Origin of the sequence: Okeania sp. SIO3I5, from assembly GCF_010672085.1 — a bacterium.
Lineage (GTDB): Bacteria > Cyanobacteriota > Cyanobacteriia > Cyanobacteriales > Microcoleaceae > Trichodesmium.
Genome location: NZ_JAAHHT010000035.1, coordinates 41,073 through 64,099 on the forward strand (window position 1 = coordinate 41,073; position 23,027 = coordinate 64,099).

14 protein-coding genes and 1 pseudogene are annotated in these 23,027 nt (G+C 37.7%); 3 read left to right on the plus strand and 12 right to left on the minus strand.

Features of this window, described 5'->3' with window-relative positions:
- Positions 1 to 55 precede the first annotated feature (55 nt).
- From F6K40_RS10980 to F6K40_RS10995, 4 genes are all read right to left on the minus strand, one after another.
- Complete coding sequence (locus F6K40_RS10980; protein WP_293135428.1) at positions 56 to 1,276, minus strand: DUF790 family protein; 1,221 nt, start codon at positions 1,274 to 1,276, stop codon at positions 56 to 58.
- Positions 1,277 to 1,412: 136 nt separating this feature from the next.
- Entirely contained in the window at positions 1,413 to 1,871 is a 459-nt protein-coding gene (locus F6K40_RS10985) for a hypothetical protein (protein ID WP_293135431.1), read from the minus strand.
- Between the two features lie 1,450 nt (positions 1,872 to 3,321).
- A complete protein-coding gene (locus F6K40_RS10990; protein WP_293135434.1) occupies positions 3,322 to 5,049 on the minus strand; it encodes a succinate dehydrogenase/fumarate reductase flavoprotein subunit in 1,728 nt (575 codons plus the stop codon).
- Between the two features lie 558 nt (positions 5,050 to 5,607).
- Positions 5,608 to 5,916, minus strand: a complete 309-nt coding sequence (locus F6K40_RS10995) for a hypothetical protein (RefSeq protein ID WP_293135466.1) — start codon at positions 5,914 to 5,916, stop codon at positions 5,608 to 5,610.
- Positions 5,917 to 6,449: 533 nt separating this feature from the next.
- On the opposite strand from F6K40_RS10995, the gene F6K40_RS11000 reads away from it, so the two are divergent.
- Both F6K40_RS11000 and F6K40_RS11005 read left to right on the plus strand, forming a co-directional pair.
- Positions 6,450 to 8,354 carry a globin domain-containing protein gene (locus tag F6K40_RS11000; protein WP_293135437.1) on the plus strand — a complete coding sequence of 635 codons (1,905 nt, stop codon included), beginning with the start codon at positions 6,450 to 6,452 and terminating at the stop codon, positions 8,352 to 8,354.
- A 615-nt stretch (positions 8,355 to 8,969) separates the two neighbouring features.
- Positions 8,970 to 9,287, plus strand: a complete 318-nt coding sequence (locus tag F6K40_RS11005; RefSeq protein WP_293135440.1) for a hypothetical protein — start codon at positions 8,970 to 8,972, stop codon at positions 9,285 to 9,287.
- 59 nt (positions 9,288 to 9,346) lie between these two features.
- On the opposite strand, the gene F6K40_RS40775 is transcribed toward F6K40_RS11005, so the two are convergent.
- The 8 genes and pseudogenes from F6K40_RS40775 to F6K40_RS11045 form a co-directional block, all read right to left on the minus strand.
- On the minus strand, positions 9,347 to 9,787 hold the full coding sequence (locus tag F6K40_RS40775) for a pentapeptide repeat-containing protein (RefSeq protein WP_483143766.1): 441 nt from the start codon (positions 9,785 to 9,787) through the stop codon (positions 9,347 to 9,349).
- 3 nt (positions 9,788 to 9,790) lie between these two features.
- Positions 9,791 to 9,883, minus strand: a pseudogene (locus tag F6K40_RS41580) (pentapeptide repeat-containing protein); the annotation flags it as partial.
- Positions 9,884 to 9,978: 95 nt separating this feature from the next.
- A complete protein-coding gene (gene ltrA, locus F6K40_RS11020; protein ID WP_293135443.1) occupies positions 9,979 to 11,823 on the minus strand; it encodes a group II intron reverse transcriptase/maturase in 1,845 nt (614 codons plus the stop codon).
- Positions 11,824 to 12,395: 572 nt separating this feature from the next.
- Entirely contained in the window at positions 12,396 to 12,584 is a 189-nt protein-coding gene (locus F6K40_RS11025; protein ID WP_293135445.1) for a pentapeptide repeat-containing protein, read from the minus strand.
- 351 nt (positions 12,585 to 12,935) lie between these two features.
- Positions 12,936 to 15,527 carry an adenylate/guanylate cyclase domain-containing protein gene (locus F6K40_RS11030; RefSeq protein WP_293135448.1) on the minus strand — a complete coding sequence of 864 codons (2,592 nt, stop codon included), beginning with the start codon at positions 15,525 to 15,527 and terminating at the stop codon, positions 12,936 to 12,938.
- A 927-nt stretch (positions 15,528 to 16,454) separates the two neighbouring features.
- Complete coding sequence (locus tag F6K40_RS11035) at positions 16,455 to 17,588, minus strand: glycosyltransferase family 4 protein (RefSeq protein ID WP_293135451.1); 1,134 nt, start codon at positions 17,586 to 17,588, stop codon at positions 16,455 to 16,457.
- A gap of 416 nt (positions 17,589 to 18,004) precedes the next feature.
- The gene (locus F6K40_RS11040) at positions 18,005 to 18,628 is read right to left on the minus strand and encodes a DUF4291 domain-containing protein (protein WP_293135454.1); all 624 of its coding nucleotides are present in this window, start codon (positions 18,626 to 18,628) and stop codon (positions 18,005 to 18,007) included.
- 727 nt (positions 18,629 to 19,355) lie between these two features.
- Positions 19,356 to 20,534 carry an NAD-dependent epimerase/dehydratase family protein gene (locus F6K40_RS11045; protein WP_293135457.1) on the minus strand — a complete coding sequence of 393 codons (1,179 nt, stop codon included), beginning with the start codon at positions 20,532 to 20,534 and terminating at the stop codon, positions 19,356 to 19,358.
- A gap of 1,058 nt (positions 20,535 to 21,592) precedes the next feature.
- On the opposite strand from F6K40_RS11045, the gene F6K40_RS11050 reads away from it, so the two are divergent.
- On the plus strand, positions 21,593 to 23,027 hold a 1,435-nt coding region (locus F6K40_RS11050; RefSeq protein WP_293135460.1), incomplete at its 3' end, for a collagen-like domain-containing protein.

Here is a 23,027-nt window from a genome sequence, read left to right on the forward strand (position 1 = left end):
AGGCAAATTTTGAGTTTCAATCAGTTAAAATTCTGCTCTAAGTCTATAATTTGGTCTAAAATGAATTTAAAATTTCTAAAACTGACTTAGGTAATAACTTATCCTTAAACCACACAATCGGAACTGGTACATCTTTAATTTTTACACCTGCTTTTTCTAAATTTAATCGTTCAGAAACAGCCAATATTAAATTATCACATTCAGCACTGCGCACCTGAGCAAATTTCTTTTTTAAATATTCCGGTCGCCAATATCCAACTATTTCCAATAAATATGATTCTCCATTGGGATGTACCAGTCGAAAATCAGGAATCATCACACTACCAGGAATTGGAATTAAATCAACTTCTCTTTCTAATTTCCACTCAGTTTTTAACTTACCCCAACGTTCTGCAAATGATGCTTCTAACATACTATCATAAGGCTTTCCTGGTGGATAATGACTAACTAAACCACAATCAGAATTAAGAGTAAATTTACCCGTTTTCCAAGCTCCACTAAAAGAGTCGCGATTTTGTAAAGTTGCGTGTAAACTCCATTTAGTAACGTGTAATAATGCAGGTAACATTTTTGCTAATGCTAAACCATAACGAGTGCTAGGTTTAAATAAACTATAAGGACCATCTATTGTGAGGGTAAAACCTTGGTCAGCATCTCCTTCAATATAAGTCATTAATTGAAATAATTTTACATACCTAAATAACAGTTTATATTCTCCCGGATCGTTGCGATGAGCATTTAATTCAATATGACTAGCTTTATAAAAAATACCTTGAACTTGAGAAAGATTATATCTATGTAATAATGCTTCTGGTGTGGGGGCATCAAATTGAGTTAAAATTCGATTTTCTTGCAAGTCTGCATAGAGACCTTTTTTAATTTCATCAGGTACAACTTCTCGGTTTAATTCTTGACTCAATTTAGTTGCTAAATTTTCTAAAGTTAATTCTGTCGATTTGATACTAGGAACAACTTCTGCAGCAATAGAAAAAACCCGATTTCTTAATTCTATCGGTTCAAGAGGACTGATAATTTCAAAAGTAGAAAAACTGCCTCTGAGGATATGTGCTAATCCTCGTTTAAAGCGATAGTTAGGGTCATCTCCTTCAATTGATTGTAAACGTTTATCTAGTTCTCCTTGAGTTTTTCCCAATGTTTCTTGGAAACAATTAATCATTTCTGTGGCAATGCTTAAATTTTTGGCATCTATTTTCAGCTTTTGAGGAATAATTGTTTCTCCGGTTTGACGATGAGAAAGTAAGTCGCTAGGCAACATAATTTATGATGTTTAATACAATCCTTTCATTGTTGCACAAGGCGTTGCTGAATCAAGGTATGAAAAGAAAAATTGAACAATCTCAAATATTTGTTATTGAATAGTTTAGCAATTACCAAAAAATACAAATCATACCCTAATTTACCAACGCCTTATCATCAGTTACTTTTCTCAAAGAGAAGGTCAAATTTCCTGCCCCAAAACAAGAGTTAATATTATAAGCAAAAGATGCCTCAGACAACTCAAAAAATCCACAGATAAAAGAGAAATCTGCGCCACTAGCAGTTAATCCCAGAAAATTACCGTCCCTAAATACAACTTCTGCAAACAATAAATCAGTTTTGCTGTATTCAACACCTAAAAATATACAGTCAAAGCTATCTACTTTGATGAACTCTATAGTTTTTCCAGTTAATTCCGAAGAATTGAAACTGAAAGAACCGTAATAGCTTTTTTCTTTTAATTCTCCTAGATTAGGAGATACCTCAAAATCGTATTTAATAATGTTTGTTTTGGCATTACTTGTATTAGTATTTATAGTAGGAAAAGCTGTAGGTGCAGGCATGAGTTTCTGGTTTGTATACATCTTAGTCATTGTTTTTTTCTTGTAGAAATGTTTTAGATAGTTCAGAAAAGTTTTAGGAAATATTGTCTTGCAAACTTTATATTTATGAAATTAGAAATAAACCATATTTATACCAAGCTTGATAAATACTTGCTACAAACATTTGGACTGTTTCTAATAGTTAATAGTGGATAGTCGGCTAGAAATAACTCTGATGTCATTCTTTACTTTGAACATTCTATACATCTGACTTTAACTAAAATAGTTGACCAAATTATTCGTGACATTCTTTTTTCAGGCATAGTATTAGGCGATCGCTTCTTTAAAAAGCCTTATCAATATCTACTTCCTTATTGTAAACAATAACTCTTCATCTCAGGTAAAGTTTTGATCAAGATTAAGCTCAATAAAGTAAAGTTTTGATGAAGATTATCAATTAAGTTGTGGAGTTTTTTCTGTATTTTTACTTAAAAACTGTGTTTCATATCAAGTCCGTTTAATTGCACATACAATAATCCCATCTACTTTCTTTTGAGGATACTCTAGGCAGTTGAGTTTCTTTCTTCTTGAGACCCCCTAGAAGCTAGAAATAAGTGGTTGAGTATTTTCTACTGTACGGGTGATTCGCTTGCTCACCCCTACTGACTACTGACTACTGACTACTGACTACTGACTACTGATTTGTTATTACTCAGATTGAAGGGAGTATTCAATAATTTTGAGTATATTTATAGTCAAACTAAAAAGTAGGAATGATTAACTTATTATCCCTACTATATACAGCAATTTCGGAGGCGCGTGAGGTACTAAATTTTACTGCTTTTTGCAGTTAGTTCAGGCTTCCAACCTGTAACAAGCAGGATGCTTATGTTACAAAAACTGTACCTCACCATTCTCATCCATTGCTGTAATTGCTCTGAGAATTTTTACTTTTTCTTGAGGCTTTGTTGTAATAACCACAGAACATCCGTTCCGCTTTTCGGTTGTCCCCGACATGAAAGGTGAACCTAGTGACAGCTATATCACCCTATTTCTATACATTGATGCTTTATTCATTTGTTGGCCAATAGTTAAATTGCTGAAAGCCTTTCCAGGTATAAGTTTCAGCCTTTTTTTTATCAATCTTTGATGCTTTATTCATTTGTTGGCCAATAGTTAAATCGCTCAAAGCCTTTGCAGGTATAAGTTTCAGCCTTTTTTTATCAATCTTTGATGTTTGATTTATTTATTGGCCAATAGTTAAATCGCTCAAAGCCTTTACAGGTATAAGTTTCAGCCTTTTTTTTATTAATCTTTGATGTTTGATTTATTTATTGGAGAATAGTTGTAGAAGTATGAAATACATGGATCTTAAGCTTGTGCGGTAGCTATATGTTTTCATACAACAAAACCTTTTCTTGAAGCTATGTACTTTCCTGTCTTCCCACCCTCCCCACCCTCCCCACACTTCCCACACTTTGCTTTTTTCAGTAAGCCCTAGTTAATACTTCCGTTCCTGTGGTTCAAACATAGTTATTGCCACAGGTCGATATCTAATATCAATTCCTGCCAACGAATAATACGCCAAAGTATGCCGTAAAAACTTCTCATCATTTCGTTGCGGAAAATCTTCTCGACTATGAGCGCCTCGACTTTCCTGACGATTCAACGCCGAACTTAAAATTGTCTCCCCCACAACAATAATACTCCGCAACTCCAACGCCTCAATAATTTCTGTATTCCAAGACTTACCCTTATCATCCAAATAAACCTGCTGATATTGCTCCTGCAACTTCTCCAATTTTTCCAACCCTTGCTGCATGACATCCTGGGAACGAAATACACCACAATGCTCGCTCATCGCATCCTGAAACTGCTGCCGTAAAAAATCAATTCGGTATTCTCCAGAACGTTCTAACAACCCCTGAATTTGTGACCGCGCCTCCTCCAAATAACCTTGCTCCTCAACATCAGGTAACTTCCTACCCTCAACATACTCAGCGATCGCTGCTCCAGTGCGTCGCCCATAAACCACACATTCCAACAAAGAATTACTTCCCAAACGGTTCGCCCCATGTACCGAAACACAAGCACATTCCCCAGCAGCAAATAACCCATCTACCAAACCATCCGCACTTGCCCAAACCCTACCATCAGTATTAGTCGGAATGCCACCCATAGAATAATGAGCAGTCGGACGGACTGGCATCGGTTCATGCACCGCATCAATACCTACAAGACGATAAGCTTCTTCCCAAGCAAACGGCACCTTACTCATAATTTTCTCCCGCCCCATGTGTCGCAGATCCAGACAAACAAACGGACCGCCTGCAGTACCATCCATATTAATTCCGCGACCAGCACGAAGTTCCAAAGTAATAGCACGGGAAGTAATATCCCGAGGCGCCAACTCCATCCGACTCGGAGCATAATTCGCCATAAAGCGATCGCCCTCACTATTAATTAGATAAGCACCCTCACCACGGACTGCCTCTGAAATTAAAACTCCTGCTGGATATAAACCAGTGGGATGAAACTGCACAAATTCCATATCTTGAAGAGGCAACCCTGCCATTGCTGCCATTGCCAAACCGTCACCAGTGGAAGCATAATCATTGGAAGTAGTATTAAATACCCGACCATAACCACCAGTGGCAAGCATTACCACTTTTGCTCGAAGTACAACTATTTCTCCATCCAAAATATGATACATAACCACACCTTTTGCCTGACCGTCTTCCAATATCAGACGCATTACATACCATTCCTCATAAATTTTTATCCCATAACGGCGGAGGTTATTTACTAATTCATGCAAAATAGCGTGACCAGTTTTATCGGCAGCATAACAAGTGCGGTTGTGGGAATGACCGCCGAAAGCACGTTGAGCAATACGACCATCTGGCAACCGGGAAAATAATACTCCCAGATGTTCCAGGTCAATAATTACATCTGGTGCTTCCTTAGCTAAAATTTCTACTGCGTCTTGATCTGCCAAATAGTCGGAACCTTTAACAGTATCAAAAGCATGAGCTTTCCAACTATCTTCAGGGTCTACATTTTGTAGGGATGCTGCTATTCCCCCTTGAGCAGCGACGGAGTGAGAACGAATGGGGTGAGTTTTGGCAACAACCGCCACATTTAAACTAGGATTTTTGCGAGCTATTTCTACAGCAGCGCGACTGCCAGCGAGACCGCCGCCTACTATAATTATGTCGTGTTCTAACATTTAGGTAAGTACAAAGTAATTTTCTACAAAAGAGGGAATAGGGAATAGGGAATAGGGAATAGGGAAAAAGAATTGATTATTTCTGTACGATAATTTATTTTATTTTTGATTATCGGAGATGTCTAGTAGATAAGGTAATATCAAATCTGCTTACTTTGGAGAATAAGTTTAGAAGGGGTTTGTTCACTAAATCCTTACTGAATAATTAATAATTAATAATTAATAATTAAATAATTCACCTTTAAAGTCTCCCCAATACAGGGGAAAAAATTTATTTTTTTCCTTTTAGTTAATCCTCTCCCTAAAAGGGAAAAGTAATTATCCATTATAAATTATCCATTAATTGAAGATATAGCAGTCGAAGTAAAGGTTAGGACATTTCTAAATCCTGAGACCCTTTGACAGTTTACTATTCCCTATTCCCTATTCCCTATTCCCTATTCCCTAGCGCTATAAAACCTACCTGTCATTAGGCAGGTAAGTTTTTAATAGTTTTAGATTCTTGATTAATTGAATAATTGAGTAATTTTCAGGTTAGGAAATAAAGACTCAAAATATTTAGCTTAGAGATGTTGCTGTTTCCTGACCGGGTGTTGACACTTGAAACTCTTCTTCCTCATTAGGATCTACTGAAGAAACTTCAATATGATTTAACAGGGTAGTTACAAAAGAAAATAGTAAGAAGGGTAGAGACAAGACCACAACTAAAACAATAGCTCCTAGAGCATAAACTTGGTTACTGCTAGTCCACAGGGCAACTCCTCCAGCAATACTCAAAAATACTACTATTAACCAGACAATAATCTGGCCATAAATATCGCCAAAGGTGAGGGTACAACTAAGCCGATATTTTTCGATATTATTCATCATTTTTGCTTCATTATATTACTTCAAATTTATAGGTTAGACCCCTCGTAAAACTAAAGTTAGATTTCTCAAGATTTTGATCTGAATTGTTACGATACTTTACATTAAGATATTCATCAAAATTATAGTTTTTGTTGAATTTTATACTGAATAGGACTTGCTGAATAAATATGGAATCCTGATGTATCATTAGTTTAAATGGTGCTAAACCTGGAAAAAAAATGTAGTGCGTCAAGGAAGTGTAGGAAGTATGGGAAGTTTGGGTAGGGAGACGCTCGAAAGTAGGAGGAATAATTGTACCTGTATCTTTCTGGGAAGATTTTTTGAGCAAACTCTAGTTAGGTTTGCTCAAAAAAGCAGAATGTAGGGAGGGTGAGAAGGGTTTGGATATCAAATTTTGTCTGCTCAAAATCCTCAATTTTTGAGCTTTTTGGACTCAAAAGCTGACATTTTTTTGACCGAAAAAGGCTAAAACTTTTACCTGTAAATGCTTTGATAATTTATCATTAAACCCTAATTATTGAACATAAAAAATGCGGTCAAAAATTCAAACTATAGAACAAAGTTTTGAGCAAATTAAACCCCATGGGAAGGAATTTGCAGCAAGTTTCTATGAAAATCTATTTGCAGCATATCCAGAACTCAAACCACTGTTTGCTAATACTGATATAGAGAAGCAAGAGAAAAAGTTGCTTAATGCTCTAATTTTAGTAGTGGAAAATCTCCGACATCCAGAAGCATTAAAAGAAGTTGTGCAAGCATTGGGAGCGCGACATGTCAATTATGGAGTTCTAAAGCAACATTATCCTATGATAGGTATAGCACTACTGGAGACCTTAAAGCAGTATCTTCAAGAAAATTGGAATCCTGAAGTAAAAGTAGCTTGGGTATCTGCTTATCGTGGAATTGCAAAACTGATGTTGAAAGGTGCAAATTCTCTATCTCAGGTGGAGACAGATGTAGAAATAGAGATACAAGAAAATATGGAGATGACACTTCCTAATATTGAGTCATCTATTGAAGGAATAACGGAAACAAAAACAGAAACTCCAACTCCTTCACTTTCAACATCTAAAATTAATCTAGAGAAAGCACCAGTTCCAAAACCAAGTTCTCAATTACAGGTAGAAGTGATTGAAAATAGTTTTGAAAAAATTAAACCTCATGGGGAAGAATTTGCAGCAAGTTTCTATGAAAATCTATTTGCAGCATATCCAGAAGCAAAACCATTATTTGCTAATACTGATATAGAAAATCAACAGAAAAAATTGCTCAATTCCTTAGTGTTGGTAGTGGAAAGTTTACGCAACCCAGAAGCATTAGCGGAAGTATTACGAAACCTTGGTGCCCGTCATGTTAATTATGGTACTTTGAAACAACATTATCCTTTAGTAGGAAAAACATTACTGAAAACTTTAAAGCAATATCTTCAGGAAGATTGGACTCTAGAAGTTAGTAACGCTTGGGTATATGCAATTGGTCAGATTACAAGATTTATGTTTGAAGGTGCAGGTTATATAGATACAAATAAACCTTCAATTCAACAGACAGAAACAACAGCTACAAAACCTACTTCTGAACCACAAGAAAAATCTCTATCAAACCAGACTACTCAACAAAAAGTTAGACCAAAAGTTAACCAAACAAAAAAACAGTCTGATCGGCAATATTCTCCTGAAGCAGCAACACTAAAAACACAAAAATTGATAGAGCAAATTATTAATGTTTTCTGGGAATTACCAAAATTGTCAGTAGTAATTATCGCAGTCATTATTACAGTTATACTGGTTAATATCGTAGGTGAAGATTCTTTTTTGGCTAAGACATTGGATTCTGCTGACGTTATTAGTGTTATTGTAGCTGTAGTTTTATTTGTTAAAGAAGCTCCTGACCGAAAAAAAGAATTTCATTACCAAGCTTGGAGTATAATAGATGCAGCTAAAGGTGTCAAAGATAGTCAGGCTAGATTTATGGCAATTCAAGACTTAAATAAAGACGGTATTTCTTTGAGAAGTTTACAAGTATCAGGAGCATATTTAGCAAATATTGATTTAAAAAATGCCAATCTCAATGAGGCAAATTTAAGCGAAGTAAACCTAGAAAATGCTAATCTCAAAAAAGCCAATTTAAGCTATGCAAATTTAAGTTCCGCTAAACTATCTACCAGTAATTTAACTGAAGCAAATCTGAGTTTTACTAATTTGAAAAATGCCAATATTAGTAATAGTAAATTAAACTACTCTAATCTAGTTTGTGCCGACTTGAGCAATACAAATTTAAGTGGTGCTAATTTGACTGGAGCAAGTTTAAGTGGTGCTAATCTAACAGAAACTTATTTAGTTGGTGCTAATCTTAAAGATGCTAAAGTAAGTATTTATGAACTTTCTAATGCTTATTTAAAAGATGCAATTATGCCAGATGGTTCTAAACATAAGTAGGGTTTGCTGAAAAAGTATGCATGGGTGAGGGTAGGAGTCAGGAGACAGGAGACTCGAGACTGGAGGAGTAAGGAATTTAGAGGAGACAGAAGGAAGAATTTACAGCAGTTTTCATTTCAGTAAACCACAGCAGGGACGTTCCATGGAACGTCCCTACGGGGTTTTGGTTCTGACGATGTGGTTCATCAATCTGAAAAGCGCTGTAATTCGTAATTTTTCGGTTCTTGTCAACCCAAAATCCTAACTTTATGCAGCTCTAAGGAGCAAAAACCTTGTACTTTTTCAAGACCATTACCGACTAAAACCTTTAGGAGTTAATGCTTTAAAATTTAATCAGCAAACCCTAAGTAAATTTAAGGTAAGCATTCAGCTATTAGGCGTCAAATCTCAGCAAAAGGAGAGAGTTTAAATGGAATATAGACTTTAAAGACAGCTTTTGTAGTTAAGATTTAATTCTAATTCAATTAGTAAAACTTTTATCTAAAACTAAAAGCAATAGCTGATAACTGATGGCTGAATCCTTACAATTTAAGACTAGAGAAATTTGTACAATGCCACAAAAATGCTAAAATTCTACCATCCTAAAATCAATTAATAACAAAAGGTAGAGAATTTATGGAATCACACAAATACTTATTAGCAAAAAATATGGCATTTCTCATGTTAGTTTCTCCAGATACTAACTTAGCAAAATTATTAAAATTTTGTTTGGCAACAAAAGTTACTGGAGAAAATCCTGGTCAAATAGCAGAAGAAATGGCTCGAAAACTCATGGAAAAACCATCTAATTTTGCTTATTGGACACAAGATGTTATGAGAATTGACGATGAATATACCACTGAAGAATGGGAAGTTGTAGGTCATATGGAATTAACAAATATTGAGGAATTTATGAATCAGTTGTGGCAAGAGCTAGAAAGTTTGAATTTGTAGATCAAACTTTCAAAAGAGGGAGTAGAGAGTAGGGAGTAGGGAGCAGGGGGAAACTTGTTTTAAGGAATGACTTTTTCTGGCGCACAACCTATCAAATTAGTAATTAAACATACAGTTGGACCTATGCTTGTACCACGCAGGTTAACTCCTTCTAAATTCGCTCCACTGAGATTAGCTAGAGTGATATTTGTTTCCATTAATTTAGCTTTAGTAAGGTTAGCATTAGAAAAATCTGCATCCTTCAAATTTGCTTGATGCATATTAGCATTGAAAAGATCGGACTCACTAAAATCAGCATTTTCTAAGTTAGCTCTAAACCAATATGATTGACGTAAATTTGCATTAGATAAATTAGCTCCACTAGCAAGAGATTCAATCAAATTTGCTTCAAATAGATTAGCATTTTCTAAATTTGCTTCTGTAAGATAAGCTCTAGATAAATTGGCATGAGCTAAGTAAGCATCTGTTAAATTTGCACCTCGAAGAACTGCATCATTCATTTTTGCTCTATAAAGATTAGCATTAGAAAGATTAGCATTAGAAAGAATAGTTACTGCTAGGTTAGCGCCAGACAAATTTGCTCCTTCAAGGTTAGCACCTTCTAAATCGTTAAACTAAGCCAGGTAAGTTACCCTACCCGACTCGTCTTCAGAACCGGACGTGAGACTTTCACCTCATCACGGCTCCTCTCCTAGACGTCCTTTGTCATAGGTACATCCTGCTTTAGAGTTAGCATATCGTCAATCCATATATAATTTTCAGGTAAATCCTGGGGTTTAAATTTTGGATATGTTTTTTTGTCTGAAGCGGTTTTACTGTCGTGGCAATGTCGGTGCAACAGTTGTTTATTCTTATAAGTGTTGTCACCACCTTTAGACCTTGGTTTTATATGGTCAACTTCCATAAGGTCAGTCGGCCTGAAGTAATGTCCGCAATACGCGCATTTACCTTCTTGCTGCTTTAACAACGTTGTGACTTCTTTCCTTACGCCTGGATATTTGCCGATTCTGTTACTCCAATAAGTCCAGTTGCCGTCATAAGGTGATGCAGTACCTTTTACTTTGATGTGTCTTATAATTGATACATCTGAGTGTTGGTTTAGTATGTATTCGCCATCGTTTAATACCCAATTTCGGGTTCCTTTTACGTTGGGGAAATACTTTTTCTTTACCCATTGAGCTGACTTATTTGGATGCCTTCTGCTTGCCCACCTCCATAGTCTTTTCCATAGGAGGTGATCCAATTCATTGAATACTTCCTTGCTGACTACAGTGGAAAAGTAATTAGCCCATCCTCTAATTATCGGATTTAACTTAGCTATTAAAGCATTAGCAGGAGCGTTTTTGTGAGAATCACATATATCCGCCAATTTCCGATAGTGAGTTTTTATACTATTAGAGGACGGTTTAATCAGCGTCTTAAATCCTTGTTTGGTTGTCTTGACTTTCCATTGCCTAATCGTAAAACCTAAGAAATCAAGTCCGGGTTTGTTTCCTTCATATTCTTCCAAAGTATGGGCAATTTTGGTTTTTTCTGGTTTTAGTTCTAATCCTACCTGATTTAACCATTCCTGTATTACGGTTTTTGCTTGTAATACTACTTTGATGTCTTTATGTAGGATTAAAAAGTCATCAGCATAGCGTATTAATGATAATGCCTTTTTGTTTGCGCTTTTAGTACCTGGTAGGCTTTCAGCGAATTTGTTAAGACATTCTTCCATTCCGTGTAAGGCGATGTTTGCTAGTAGAGGTGATATTACCCCGGACTGTGGTGTACCTTCCACAGTTTTTGAGAATTGTTTATTGTCAAATACCCCAGACTTTAGCCATTTCTTAATTAATCGTCTATAGGGAGTTTGACCTACTTTTCTCAACAGTGCATCATGGTTAATTCGGTCAAAACATTTGGATATGTCAGCATCTAACACATATTTAGGTTTATGGTTGATGCTGCTAAAGATGGCACTAATAGCATCATGCGTTGACCGTCCTGGTCTAAAACCATAACTATTAGGTTCAAAACGTGCCTCCCACTCTGGTTCCATACCCAACTTAACCAAGGCTTGTAACGCTCTATCGTACATTGTGGGGATTCCAAGAGGTCTCTTTTCATCCCTCCCTGGTTTAGGTATCCAGACTCTACGGGTAGGGCTTGCTTTGAGGTATCGCGTGTTTAATAAATCAACCAAGTTAAGTCTCTGCATTGGAGGTAGGTTTTTAACACCATCTATCCCGGCAGTTTTCTTACCCTGGTTATCCTGAGTTACGCGCCTAACAGCTAGCAACCTAGCGTAATAACTTTTGGTCAGAAGTCTTTGGTATTTACGCATCTTGCGGATTTCGCCACGGCTGGATGCTCTGTAAATTAATTTTTGCAACTTAAATACATTCTTCTCAACCCGTCTCCAATTCATATCTCTCCATTTGAGGTTAGGATTGATACTAACTTGATTCGGTATATCGTCTGTATCCCATGCCACGCTTAAAAATGGTTTAGGATTTCCTAAACGTCTTTTTAGTGTTTTAGCCTTATTCATCGCTAATTATTACCTTACATTACGTCTAACAGTGGGTACGTCTGCATAATTATGCTTCTTACCCAATCCTACTCTCTCTAAGACCTACGTCCAAAGCGTAGATTGGCCTTGAATGGCTTCCTAAGATTTCGACCTATATTCTTAGGTGTCCTAGAGAGGTTTCCTCGTTCCCTTATTCCTTTATTACGGCTGATTTAGTGAGGTAAAGTCTCCCGGAGGGTTCGGTATGGTTGCTGATAATTTCAGAGCTAGCAATTATCCAAAGACCCCCTGACTTTTGTCCTACATTCCATAGCTACCTTTGGAATGGTTCTTGATAACGAGAGTTTTATTACCTTCCTGTTCGTCCACTTGTCAGCCTTTGCTCGCGGTATCGTTCCTCGGTAACTGGTCCGCATCCCGCTTTTAAGCCAGCTTCGGAGATTGATGTTCAGTCTCTACTCCGTGGCCTATGCTTTCTACCTAACAACAAGGCGGAGGAATTTCACCTCGAAGGATATAAGAGTTATTCACAAGTCGAGGTTGTCCTCATGTATTGACTTGGAACGGCCATTTATGTCTAGTTTCCTAGTTTAGTGGCCAACGAGTCGCACAGCTCCAATCAAGTTAGCATTAGATAGGTTAGCTTTTCTCAAGTCACATCCTGAACACTCATTAGTTTCTAATAGTCTTCTAATATCTCGTGGATTAGCTGCTTTGGCTGAATTAATGGAGCTAAGTTGAGATAAAATAATGATAATTGCCAATATTGTTAGTTTCATCTTTTTTGGTATTTGAGATAATTTAGTTATTAGTTATCAGTCAATAGACATCTCCTTGAAAATAGGGAATAGGGAATAGGCAATGGGCAATAGGGAGAAGTAATTCATACATTTATGGATAAGAATTGATTTTATTTTTTATTTTTAGAGATGTCTAATGTAAAAATAATACTGAACCTTAATTATTACTTAATAAATGAAGTCTTGAGTAAGGTTCAGAGCTGTTTTATTCTAGTAAGTAGTTTCTCCCCACACCTCCCACACCTCCCACACTCCCCACACTTCCCACACTCCCCCCACTCCCCACACTCCCCACACCTCCCACTCCCCCACTCCCCTACTCCCTACTTTTTATTTAGTTGTCATAGTATGAATACCATCCCAATCATTAGGTGGTGGAGTTTTTATATAGTTAAGCGATCGCTCAATGTGTATAGCAACAGCTCCATCTTTAGGTTTAATTTTTTGTGCCTGCTCAAAATAACTTATTGCCTGAGAAAATTTCTTTTTCATGTAAGCTTCTCTAGCTTTAATATAAAGTTCTACAAACTCTTCTGTTTCCTTGTCAAGAGGTTGAGAATTAGCACTAATTAATTCATATATACTCACCGCCTTTTGTTTTCCTTTAACCCTAACTTTATCTAACTCCCTAACCAAAATATGATCTCTACAAAGTTGATAAGTAAACTCACTTAAAATAATATCACAGCCATATTGTTTAGTAATTGCTTCTAAACGGGAACTCAAATTTACACCATCACCAATCACTGTATAATCCATTCGTTTTTGGGAACCAATATTACCAGAAACTACTTCTCCTGAACTAATACCTATACCAATTTTAAATTGTGTTTCATCAGGACGAGATAAATTAAATTCCCGGAGACGACGACGCATATCCAAAGCAGTTTTAACTGCCATTAAAGCATGATTTTCTAAAGATAATGGTGCGCCAAAAACTGCCATTAAAGCATCCCCAATAAATTTATCCAGAGTTCCTTCATGGTTAAATACTGCCTCTACCATTGTCTCAAAATATTGATTTAGAAGCTTAACTACTTCAGACGCTTCTAGATTTTCTGTAATAGTTGTATAACCTCGAATATCAGAAAATAAAATAGTAACTTCTTTACGTTCTCCTTCAAGTAAAGCATCTTCTCCTAAAGCCATTACTTGTTCTGCTACCTCTGGAGTCATGTAGCGATACATAGTATTTTTCATCCGTTTTTCTTGACTAATATCTTCTAAAACTACCAACCCACCTCGCACGCCACCTTCAGGATTATTTAGGGGATTAACTGTTAAATTCAGACTCTTTTCAAAGACTTGATCTATTTCTGATGAATCTATGGATTTACTAATATTTTTGTGATTATTTTGGATGAGATTTTCCTGGGTATTTGTCGATATTTTTTCTCCCCAAGCAACATAAATATTGGGATTTTTTGGGTCTGGAACTGCTAAAATATGAACTTCTTCTTCCTCTTCTTTTTCTATCAATAACCCTACTCGTAAATTTTGTTCTGGAACATATTGTCTAGTACCATGCTTAAGACTATCTTCTAAACGGAACTTTAAGTTTTCAATTGGTATAACTTCCCATATATATCTACCAATGAGTTTTTCCTCCCAAACTTGTCTAGTTACTTGACTTTTTACCTCTTGATTAATCGGACATCCTAACATTTGTAAAGCTGCTTCATTAATAGTCACAATTCTGCCTTGCAAATCTGTCGAAATTACAACATCAGACAAACTTTGTAGAATATCTTTCTGATATTGTTTTTCGACTAAAACATTTTCAAATAATTGAGAATTTTGGAGAGCAATACCTGCTTGAGCATTAAAAGCTAATAAAAATTGTTCATCTGAAGCAGTAAAATTACCTTGATTTTTATTAATTAACTGAGTTACACCAATCAATTCACCTTTAGCATTGTATACAGGCATACAAAGAATATTTCTTGTTTGATAACCTGTTTTTTGGTCTGTACTAGGGTCAAAACGAGGATCTATATAAGCATCAGGAATATTCAGAGTTTGTCCAGTAGAAGCAACATAACCCGCTATACCACGATTTGCTGGTATTCTAATTTCCACTATTTTTTTTCTATCTACTGTCGCTACCTTAGTCCAAAGTTCATTTGTTTCTTTACTTAGTAAAAATAATGTGCTACGGTCTGCTTGCATCAGATTCCGAGCTTGGTCCATTACAGCTCTTAAAGTTGTTTCCAAGTCTAGACTTTGGCCTAAAGTTGTGGTAGCCTTTAAAAGTGCTGATACTCCTCGCTGATTCCGAGCTGCACCATAGAAAGATTGACAACTTTCAAGAATAATCCCCATTGAGTCAGCGAAAGAGCGGAATAGTTTTTCATCTTCTTGATCGAAGGGGACATCACTTGCTTTATTCAGTAGTCGTACCACTGCAACTGGTTGCTGGAAGTTTGTGGTACTAAAAATTGGCATACAGAGTATAGTACGAGTATCATAGCCTCTAGGTTGGTCTACCTCTTCGTTAAAGAGTGGATGACTCTTGGCATCGGCAATATTTAGTGCTTCTCCCGCGATGGCCACATGGCCTAAAATACCAACATTAATTGGTAAGTGGTACTCTTGAGATTTACCTGTATTTTCTACAATTGTCTTGTACCAAAGTTGTTTTTTTTCTTGGTTAACTAGAAAAATAGTTGTTCGATCTGCTTTCAGGACTTGACCAATTTTTAATGTAAAAGCATCTAATAGTTGTTCTAATAAAGTTTCTATACCTTCATTATTAATTAAGTCTATGGCCCGCAGATACTGATGAAATTCTGCAGTTATAAAGTCCAGTAGACAAACAAACTCTCCTACTGGCAAATCCTTGACACGAGTTGCCAGTAGACCCATACGATCAACTTGAGTCAATGTTGCCAGAATACTACCAGCAGCGTTCGAGAATGTCATTTGGACTGGTTTTTCTTAAAGTTAAATGGCTCCAACTTAAGTTTATTTTGCCCTGGTTAAATTGTCCAAAGTGGGAAAGTTTGTTTATTGACATCCTCCCCGGCCTAAAGACGCTGAGATTCCTACTAAACCTAAGCTCCTCGGTGGGTTACCTTTCTTATGGTACTGCACCTAACCGCTCAACTAAACTTACTTAAACTGAACGAGAAGGTCGGAAAGTCTACTCAAACACAAGTGGATCTAACACTACAGGGTTAAACGGCAAACCCTTTATTCCTTGGTCAAAGACCAAAGCGAATTACTTTTTTAATATAGACAAAATCAAAACTTACTCCTAGATAGTTTGATAGCTATAGTTATGAGTAAGTTTAATGAACTTTAGATAAGTTTTCCCTTTCTGTATTTACCCCTCTTGCTGGGGGTGGGTGATGATCCCCTCCTGGGAGGGGATGGGGGGGGGTTACACTCCGCGTCCTAATTTTTCTTGTATTGCCCACCCGCAACAATAATACAATAGCTTATTCTTCCCACTTAACCAATCAAAAAGTTGCCGACTCGCTCGGCGACGCATTTACCTCCATTTTCTGCTAAAAATCTAAGTTTAAAGCTTTTCTATAGAAATTCTGTGGTGATACACAGAAGTCCAGAGGTAATCAATTCTTAAAACCTAGCGATCGCTTTTAATATACACCAAACAAAAGAGAAACCAAGTTGATTTGGCGCGTCAAACATATATTAAGGATATAGGGGAAAAACCTTTGATGAATGGACAGTTTCATTGGACTGCTATATCTTTTTTGGCAAATCAAGTAGATCAGGTCAAATTACTTCGACTACTTTCTTCAGAGACTTGAAAATTTTGATGGCTAGAGGCTAATTTTACTGAATATCCTAGACAAAAATCTATAAAATGTCTAGGTCATATTATTATGCTGCTGATGGTATGGAATGGGCAGAAACAATTTTTTGATAATAGTTTCTTAATTGCTGAGTTGCTGCTGACCATCCCCAACGTTCTGCTTCAGATCTAGCATTTTTTCTTAAGGTTTCTCGTTCTTCTGAGTGGGCTAAAAGTTTTTTAGTAGCTGTAATGGCTCCTTTTTCATCAGTTGGATCAAATAGATAACCATTTATTCCATTAGTGACAATATCAGGAATTCCTCCCGAATTTGCTGCTACTACTGGAGTGCCTGCGGCCATTGCTTCTAAAAGTACCAATCCTAAAGTTTCGGTGCGAGAGGGAAAGATGAAGGCATCGGCAGAAGCATAAGCAGAGGCCAGTTGTTGACCCCGTAAATACCCTACAAAATTAGTGGGCGTGTCTGCAAAATGTTGTTCCAGGGTTTCTCTGTTCGGGCCATCACCTACAAGAGCGAGGCGAGCATTGGGAATAGCTTCTAAGATTGGTTTAATACGCTCGATTTCTTTTTCTGCACCTAAACGCCCAACATATAGTAGTATTGTACTGTCGGGGTTTCTTTGACTGAGGCGATCACGCATTTCCTCACTTGCGTGGTGGGGTTGAAATAATTCTGTATCTACTCCCCTCTGCCATAAGTCCACTCGTTCAATGCCATGGTTACTTAGTTCTTCTACCATTGCTGTAGAGGTACAAAGATTTAGGTCTGCTTGGTTATGACCTGATTTGAGTAATTCCCAAAGTAAGCCTTCTAGCATTCCTAAACCATAGTGATGTAAGTATTGAGGCAGGTGGGTATGATAAGATGCCACAAGTGGAATATTTAGTTTTTTCGCATAGTAGAGGCCACCCAATCCTAAGACGGCAGGATTAGCGACGTGAACTATATCTGGCTGAAATTGTTCTAGCTTTTCTCCAATAGTGGGAGTTGGTATAGCTAATTTTAATTCTGGGTATAGGGGTAGGGGAAAACCTTCAATGCCACAAATTTCTGCTCCTTTATATTCTGTAAGTCCTCCTGCGGGAGAAAATATTAGGACTTGATCGCCAAGACGTTGTAGATGTTCGACAGTATGACATAGACGGGTAACTATACCGTCTATTTTTGGTAAAAAGGTTTCAGTAAATAGGGCTATCTTCATAAATTAATAAATATAAATTTATTAGCTGGAAAAATATTAGCAAGAATATTGATTGATTAATTTTTTGATCTGGTAATAGATTTGATGAGAGGGTAGTAAATTTGGCGCGTTATGTCTCAAATTTTGAGTTAGCTTAAAAGTCAGTTATATAGGTAAAAAATAATTCTTTAGGACATGGATTGATGATAAATCTTAGAGTAGGAAATGTTTTTCCCATTGTTCCCAGTTCCCTGCTATATAAGTGACTTGAACCTACATTCTGCGCGTCAACTTGTGGCATTAAAAATAGTATAAAAATTACTAATTTGCCAAGTATTTATACTCTATAAATGATCTTAATTGACCTTTCTCAAAAGTCAAATTGTCAGCCAAATATTAAGCACAAATACTTGATAGCTCCAGAAAGTTAGCCAACATCATTCCCTACTAAATTCTAAATTATCTACTGGATAAACATTTTCTGTGGGTGTAATTAAATTAATCCATTTACTTGAATCTCTATTACTACGCTGCTGTCGTACAAATTCTGTAATATCTTCTATTTTAAGAATCCAATCTCGGCTATAATTGCGTAAAAATTCACCCCGTAGCCCTAATTGAATTGCTCTTCGTTCCACTCTTTCACCCATAGGATTATGATCTGGGTCCCATTGCAATCTTACAGGCGATCGCTTCAAAGTTTTTTGCCATTCTTCTTGAGTTTTGTAAATAGTTGGAATAAATTTTGAATGTACTGCATTTACTAAAATTTCATCAAATGCTGTGCGTTTAATAGTTACAGCGAGAATAACTTCTTGCCCTATTTTTGTTCCCCATCCAGAACGATACATCATCCACAAAAAGTTGGGTTTAATCCAACTCATTCTACTTAGACTAAATTCACCACCAAAGTAACCTTTTGAAGCGGCAAAACGACCTATTTCTGGTTTATATGCTTGATAGACAACTATAGAGTTTTCATCAAATTGCGCTAATATATGTTTACCTCGTTCTGGCCAATTACTAACTTGAGTTAAGTAGTTTTCTGTGACTAACTGCATATTAACTAAGTAGTAGTCTTGAGTAATTTTAGATATGAGTTTTTGTTAGGGTTTGTCATTTTAGTTATCAGTTATCAGTACCTCTAAATCAAGCCTTATGCTTGAAATACTAAAGTCAATTTTTTTTATAGCGTTTCTCAAATTGGTGAGATACAGTTTTAGATCCCCCCTGCCCCCCTTAAAAAGGGGGGAGTCTTCAAAGTCCCCCTTGAAAAGGGGGATTTAGGGGGATCGTAACTGTACCTCATCTTTATGAGAAATGCTATATCCCCTTAAAATAGTAGATTTAATCCGTTATTTTTTGGTCAATGATTCTTAATAAAAAACAGTAAAAATAACTGAATTTTAAGGTAAAACTTTAGACATTGGCTTGGAGTTTCTTAAACTTTATATGAGGATAGAAATTATTTGAACTTACTCCATTTTATATCTAAAAATTAGCCAAATCTTTGAATCAACCTAAATTAAATCTATCAATATTAGAAGAGGTAATAAATAGATATATTACCTCTTGCTTTTGTCTTTAGACCGACACTCAGGTTGAAAGTATTATTAAATTCATTATCTATAATCCCAACCACAAGTAAAACTACTATATTTACTGAATATCAATCTATTAAAGATAGAATTTTTATTCAGTTTGAGATACTAATGTACTTTTAACAGAATCTGATTGTTTGTTTTTTTCCTCAGTTTGAGATACTAATGTACTTTTGACAGAATCTAATTATTGAGTTTTTTCTCGATGCCAAGATACTTTAGGTAAAATATGGTCTTTATCGACTCTTTCTTTATACTTAATAGCAAAATTGAGCAAAGAGTCTAGGAGAGAATCAGAAAGGTAATGAGGTTTTAAACCAAGATCTAATAGATTCGTATTTTTAGCATTAAAATAATGCTGCTCTAATTCTACTCTAGGATTATCCAAGTTTTTAATCTGCACATCTAAATCCATAGTTTTACCCGCTGTTTTTACCATTTCTGCTAGTCCTAGTACACTAAACATTTCAGTAAATTGGTTAAACACTCGAAATTGTCCTGCTTCTGCGGGGTTAGCGATCGCTATTTCCATACAACGGACAGTATCTCTAATATCTAAGAAGCCACGAGTTTGTCCACCTGTACCATAAACAGTGAGTGGGTGGCCAATTGCTGCTTGAATACAAAATCTATTGAGAGCTGTACCAAAAACTCCATCATAGTCCAAACGGTTAATCAAAAGTTCATCTTTGATTATTTCATCATCTAAAAGGCCAGTTAAAGCAACACCATATACTATTCCTTGATTGAGGTCTGTAGCACGAAGTCCCCATATTTTGCAGGTAAAGTGAATATTGTGGCTATCGTGAACCTTACTTAGATGATAGAAAGACCCTGGTTGTTTTGGATAGGGCAGAGTATCTTTACGTCCATTATGTTCAATAGTAATGTAGCCTTCTTCAATATCTATATTAGGGGTACCATATTCTCCCATAGTTCCCAGTTTAACCAAGTGGCTGTCTGGAAAATCCTCTTTCATCGCATAGAGAATATTAAGAGTACCAACGACATTATTAACTTGGGTCATAACAGCGTGTTCCCGGTCAATCATAGAAAATGGAGCTGCACGCTGTTCGCCAAAATGGACTATAGATTCTGGTTCAAACTGACGTAGTGTTTTACTGAGGAAGTCGTAGTTGGTAATGTCTCCTATATATAGGTCAATTTTTTTGCCACTAAGGTCTTTCCAACGTTGGATTCGTTTTTGGATAGGGGCAATAGGTGTCAGGGTTTCGACTTGAAGTTCCATATCCCAGTGTCGCCTAACCATACTGTCTAGGATACCTACTTCATAACCTTGATTGGAAAGATAAAGAGCGGTTGCCCAACCGCAGTAGCCATCGCCACCAATTACTAGAACTTTCATAAATTTACTTTGAATCTTGGTTACTGATATTCGGTTAATGTACCAGGTATTAGCACTTTTTGACACTCTCTGGTTAAATCAAAGCTTTGTTGTGAGGAAGGAAGTAATCTAACTAGAGATTCTTGCTTGACTGAGGCAAGGCTTAAGGTTTAATTTTGGGCAGAGTTTGATATTAGCAACAGCTCAAAACCAAGGTTGTTATAGCGCTAGGGAATAGGGAATAGAGAATAGGGAATAGTAAACTGTCAAAGGGTTTTTTCCTAGGTCATGCTGCGCAAACAGGATTTAGAAATGTCCGCGCCCTTTACTTAGACTGCCATACATTATTTTTGATCGATGTTTGATATAGATAGTTAAATTTTTCCGTAATTTAAGGAACTATGGCATTGGCAATGTATTGGAGGGATAGACTAAAGAGATTTATTACGGTAAAGCTTGATTTTTAGTCCAAGACACTTGAGCCAGAAAGCGTTTAAGTAACTCTTATTAGGAAAATTTCAATATTTTATATAACTATCATTGTATCTATTCATATTGTCTCATCAGGGAACTTTGAAAAAATAATTAACGTCTTTATTTTTTTTGTATTATTTTTTGCTTAATTTGGCTATTTAAATGTTTTTTTGAGCGTGTTATTTTTTGATTCTATCTTTAAGTTTCGTACTTAGCATTTTTTATATAAAGAAAAGTTTCAAGTATTTTATGGGATTGATATAGATAGTTAAATCAACTATTAGAACTCAAAGTAATCATAAGCTAGAATCAAAGCCGATTGGTTGGAATTTATGGAAATACTATGGAAAGTAGATTTGATAACCGAATGAGTTTTTGAGTTTCTGAATATGCCATCTATATTTAATTTCAGTTAAATTCAAATAATTTCAAGGTGTGGCTTCACAAAAAATTTGGCTTCAGAGAGAGTAAGTGTTGGGCCACTTAAAGATTTTTTAATTCATTAAATATGCATAGTATTTTGATAGCTAGATCAAAAAATTTTTATTCTCAAAAGTGGAGTTCTCACTTATAATCTGGGAAAAATTACTTTCTTGAGAAAAGAAATGTTTAATGATTCTAGTTTTCCAGAAGATGCTGTTTTAGAAGCACTTCAAATTACAGATCAAAATTTATTCGTTCCTTCACCTATTAACACTCTTATTCCTGGACAACCAACAACTGTACCAGGCTTTGAGTTAGTTGATGGGCCAGAAGTTTTTGCTGACCAATTTGTTGAAGTCCCAATTCCAATAATACCCGGTCCTGCTGGTCCTATAGGTCCTATAGGGCCTTCCGGTCCTGCTGGTCCTGCTGGCGCTCCTGGTCCCGCTGGCGCTCCTGGTCCCGCTGGCGCTCCTGGTACTCCGGGATTAGATGGTGCTCCTGGTCCCGCTGGTGCTCCTGGTCCTGCTGGTCCCGCTGGTCCCGCTGGTCCTGTGGGTCCCACTGGTGCTCCTGGTACTCCCGGATTAGATGGTACTCCTGGTCTTGCTGGTGCTCCTGGTCCTGCTGGTCCCGCTGGTCCAGTAGGTCTCGCTGGTCCTGCTGGTCCAGTAGGTCCCGCTGGTGCTCCTGGTACTCCGGGATTAGATGGTACTCCTGGTCTCGCTGGTCTCGCTGGTCCCGCTGGTGCTCCTGGTACTCCGGGATTAGATGGTGCTCCTGGTCCCGCTGGTGCTCCTGGTCCTGCTGGTCCCGCTGGTCCAGTAGGTCCGGCTGGTAGTCCTGGTACTCCGGGATTAGATGGTACTCCTGGTCTCGCTGGTCCCGCTGGTCCAGTAGGTCCCGCTGGTAGTCCTGGTACTCCGGGATTAGATGGTACTCCTGGTCCCGCTGGTGCTCCTGGTCCTGGTGGTCCCGCTGGTCCTGTAGGTCCCGCTGGTGCTCCTGGTACTCCGGGATTAGATGGTACTCCTGGTCCCGCTGGTCCTGTAGGTCCGGCTGGTAGCCCTGGTACTCCGGGATTAGATGGTACTCCTGGTCTCGCTGGTCCCGCTGGTCCAGTAGGTCCCGCTGGTGCTCCTGGTACTCCCGGATTAGATGGTACTCCTGGTCTTGCTGGTCCCGCTGGTCCAGTAGGTCCCGCTGGTGCTCCTGGTACTCCCGGATTAGATGGTGCTCCTGGTCCCGCTGGCGCTCCTGGTCCCGCTGGTCCCGCTGGTCCTGTGGGTCCCACTGGTGCTCCTGGTACTCCCGGATTAGATGGTACTCCTGGTCTCGCTGGTCCCGCTGGTCCAGTAGGTCCCGCTGGTGCTCCTGGTACTCCCGGATTAGATGGTGCTCCTGGTCCCGCTGGCGCTCCTGGTCCCGCTGGTCCTGTGGGTCCCACTGGTGCTCCTGGTCCCGGTGGTCCTGCTGGTCCCGCTGGTCCTGTAGGTCCCGCTGGTGCTCCTGGTACTCCCGGATTAGATGGTGCTCCTGGTCCCGCTGGCGCTCCTGGTCCCGCTGGTCCTGTGGGTCCCACTGGTGCTCCTGGTCCCGGTGGTCCTGCTGGTCCCG

Excerpts from the sequence above, each read along its gene's own strand:
- F6K40_RS10980 (WP_293135428.1), bottom strand. The coding sequence starts at position 1,276 with ATGTTGCCTAGCGACTTACTTTCTCATCGTCAAACCGGAGAAACAATT.
- F6K40_RS10985 (WP_293135431.1), bottom strand. The coding sequence starts at position 1,871 with ATGACTAAGATGTATACAAACCAGAAACTCATGCCTGCACCTACAGCT.
- F6K40_RS10990 (WP_293135434.1), bottom strand. The coding sequence starts at position 5,049 with ATGTTAGAACACGACATAATTATAGTAGGCGGCGGTCTCGCTGGCAGT.
- F6K40_RS10995 (WP_293135466.1), bottom strand. The coding sequence starts at position 5,916 with ATGAATAATATCGAAAAATATCGGCTTAGTTGTACCCTCACCTTTGGC.
- F6K40_RS11000 (WP_293135437.1), top strand. The coding sequence starts at position 6,450 with ATGCGGTCAAAAATTCAAACTATAGAACAAAGTTTTGAGCAAATTAAA.
- F6K40_RS11005 (WP_293135440.1), top strand. The coding sequence starts at position 8,970 with ATGGAATCACACAAATACTTATTAGCAAAAAATATGGCATTTCTCATG.
- F6K40_RS40775 (WP_483143766.1), bottom strand. The coding sequence starts at position 9,787 with ATGAATGATGCAGTTCTTCGAGGTGCAAATTTAACAGATGCTTACTTA.
- ltrA (WP_293135443.1), bottom strand. The coding sequence starts at position 11,823 with ATGAATAAGGCTAAAACACTAAAAAGACGTTTAGGAAATCCTAAACCA.
- F6K40_RS11025 (WP_293135445.1), bottom strand. The coding sequence starts at position 12,584 with ATGAAACTAACAATATTGGCAATTATCATTATTTTATCTCAACTTAGC.
- F6K40_RS11030 (WP_293135448.1), bottom strand. The coding sequence starts at position 15,527 with ATGACATTCTCGAACGCTGCTGGTAGTATTCTGGCAACATTGACTCAA.
- F6K40_RS11035 (WP_293135451.1), bottom strand. The coding sequence starts at position 17,588 with ATGAAGATAGCCCTATTTACTGAAACCTTTTTACCAAAAATAGACGGT.
- F6K40_RS11040 (WP_293135454.1), bottom strand. The coding sequence starts at position 18,628 with ATGCAGTTAGTCACAGAAAACTACTTAACTCAAGTTAGTAATTGGCCA.
- F6K40_RS11045 (WP_293135457.1), bottom strand. The coding sequence starts at position 20,534 with ATGAAAGTTCTAGTAATTGGTGGCGATGGCTACTGCGGTTGGGCAACC.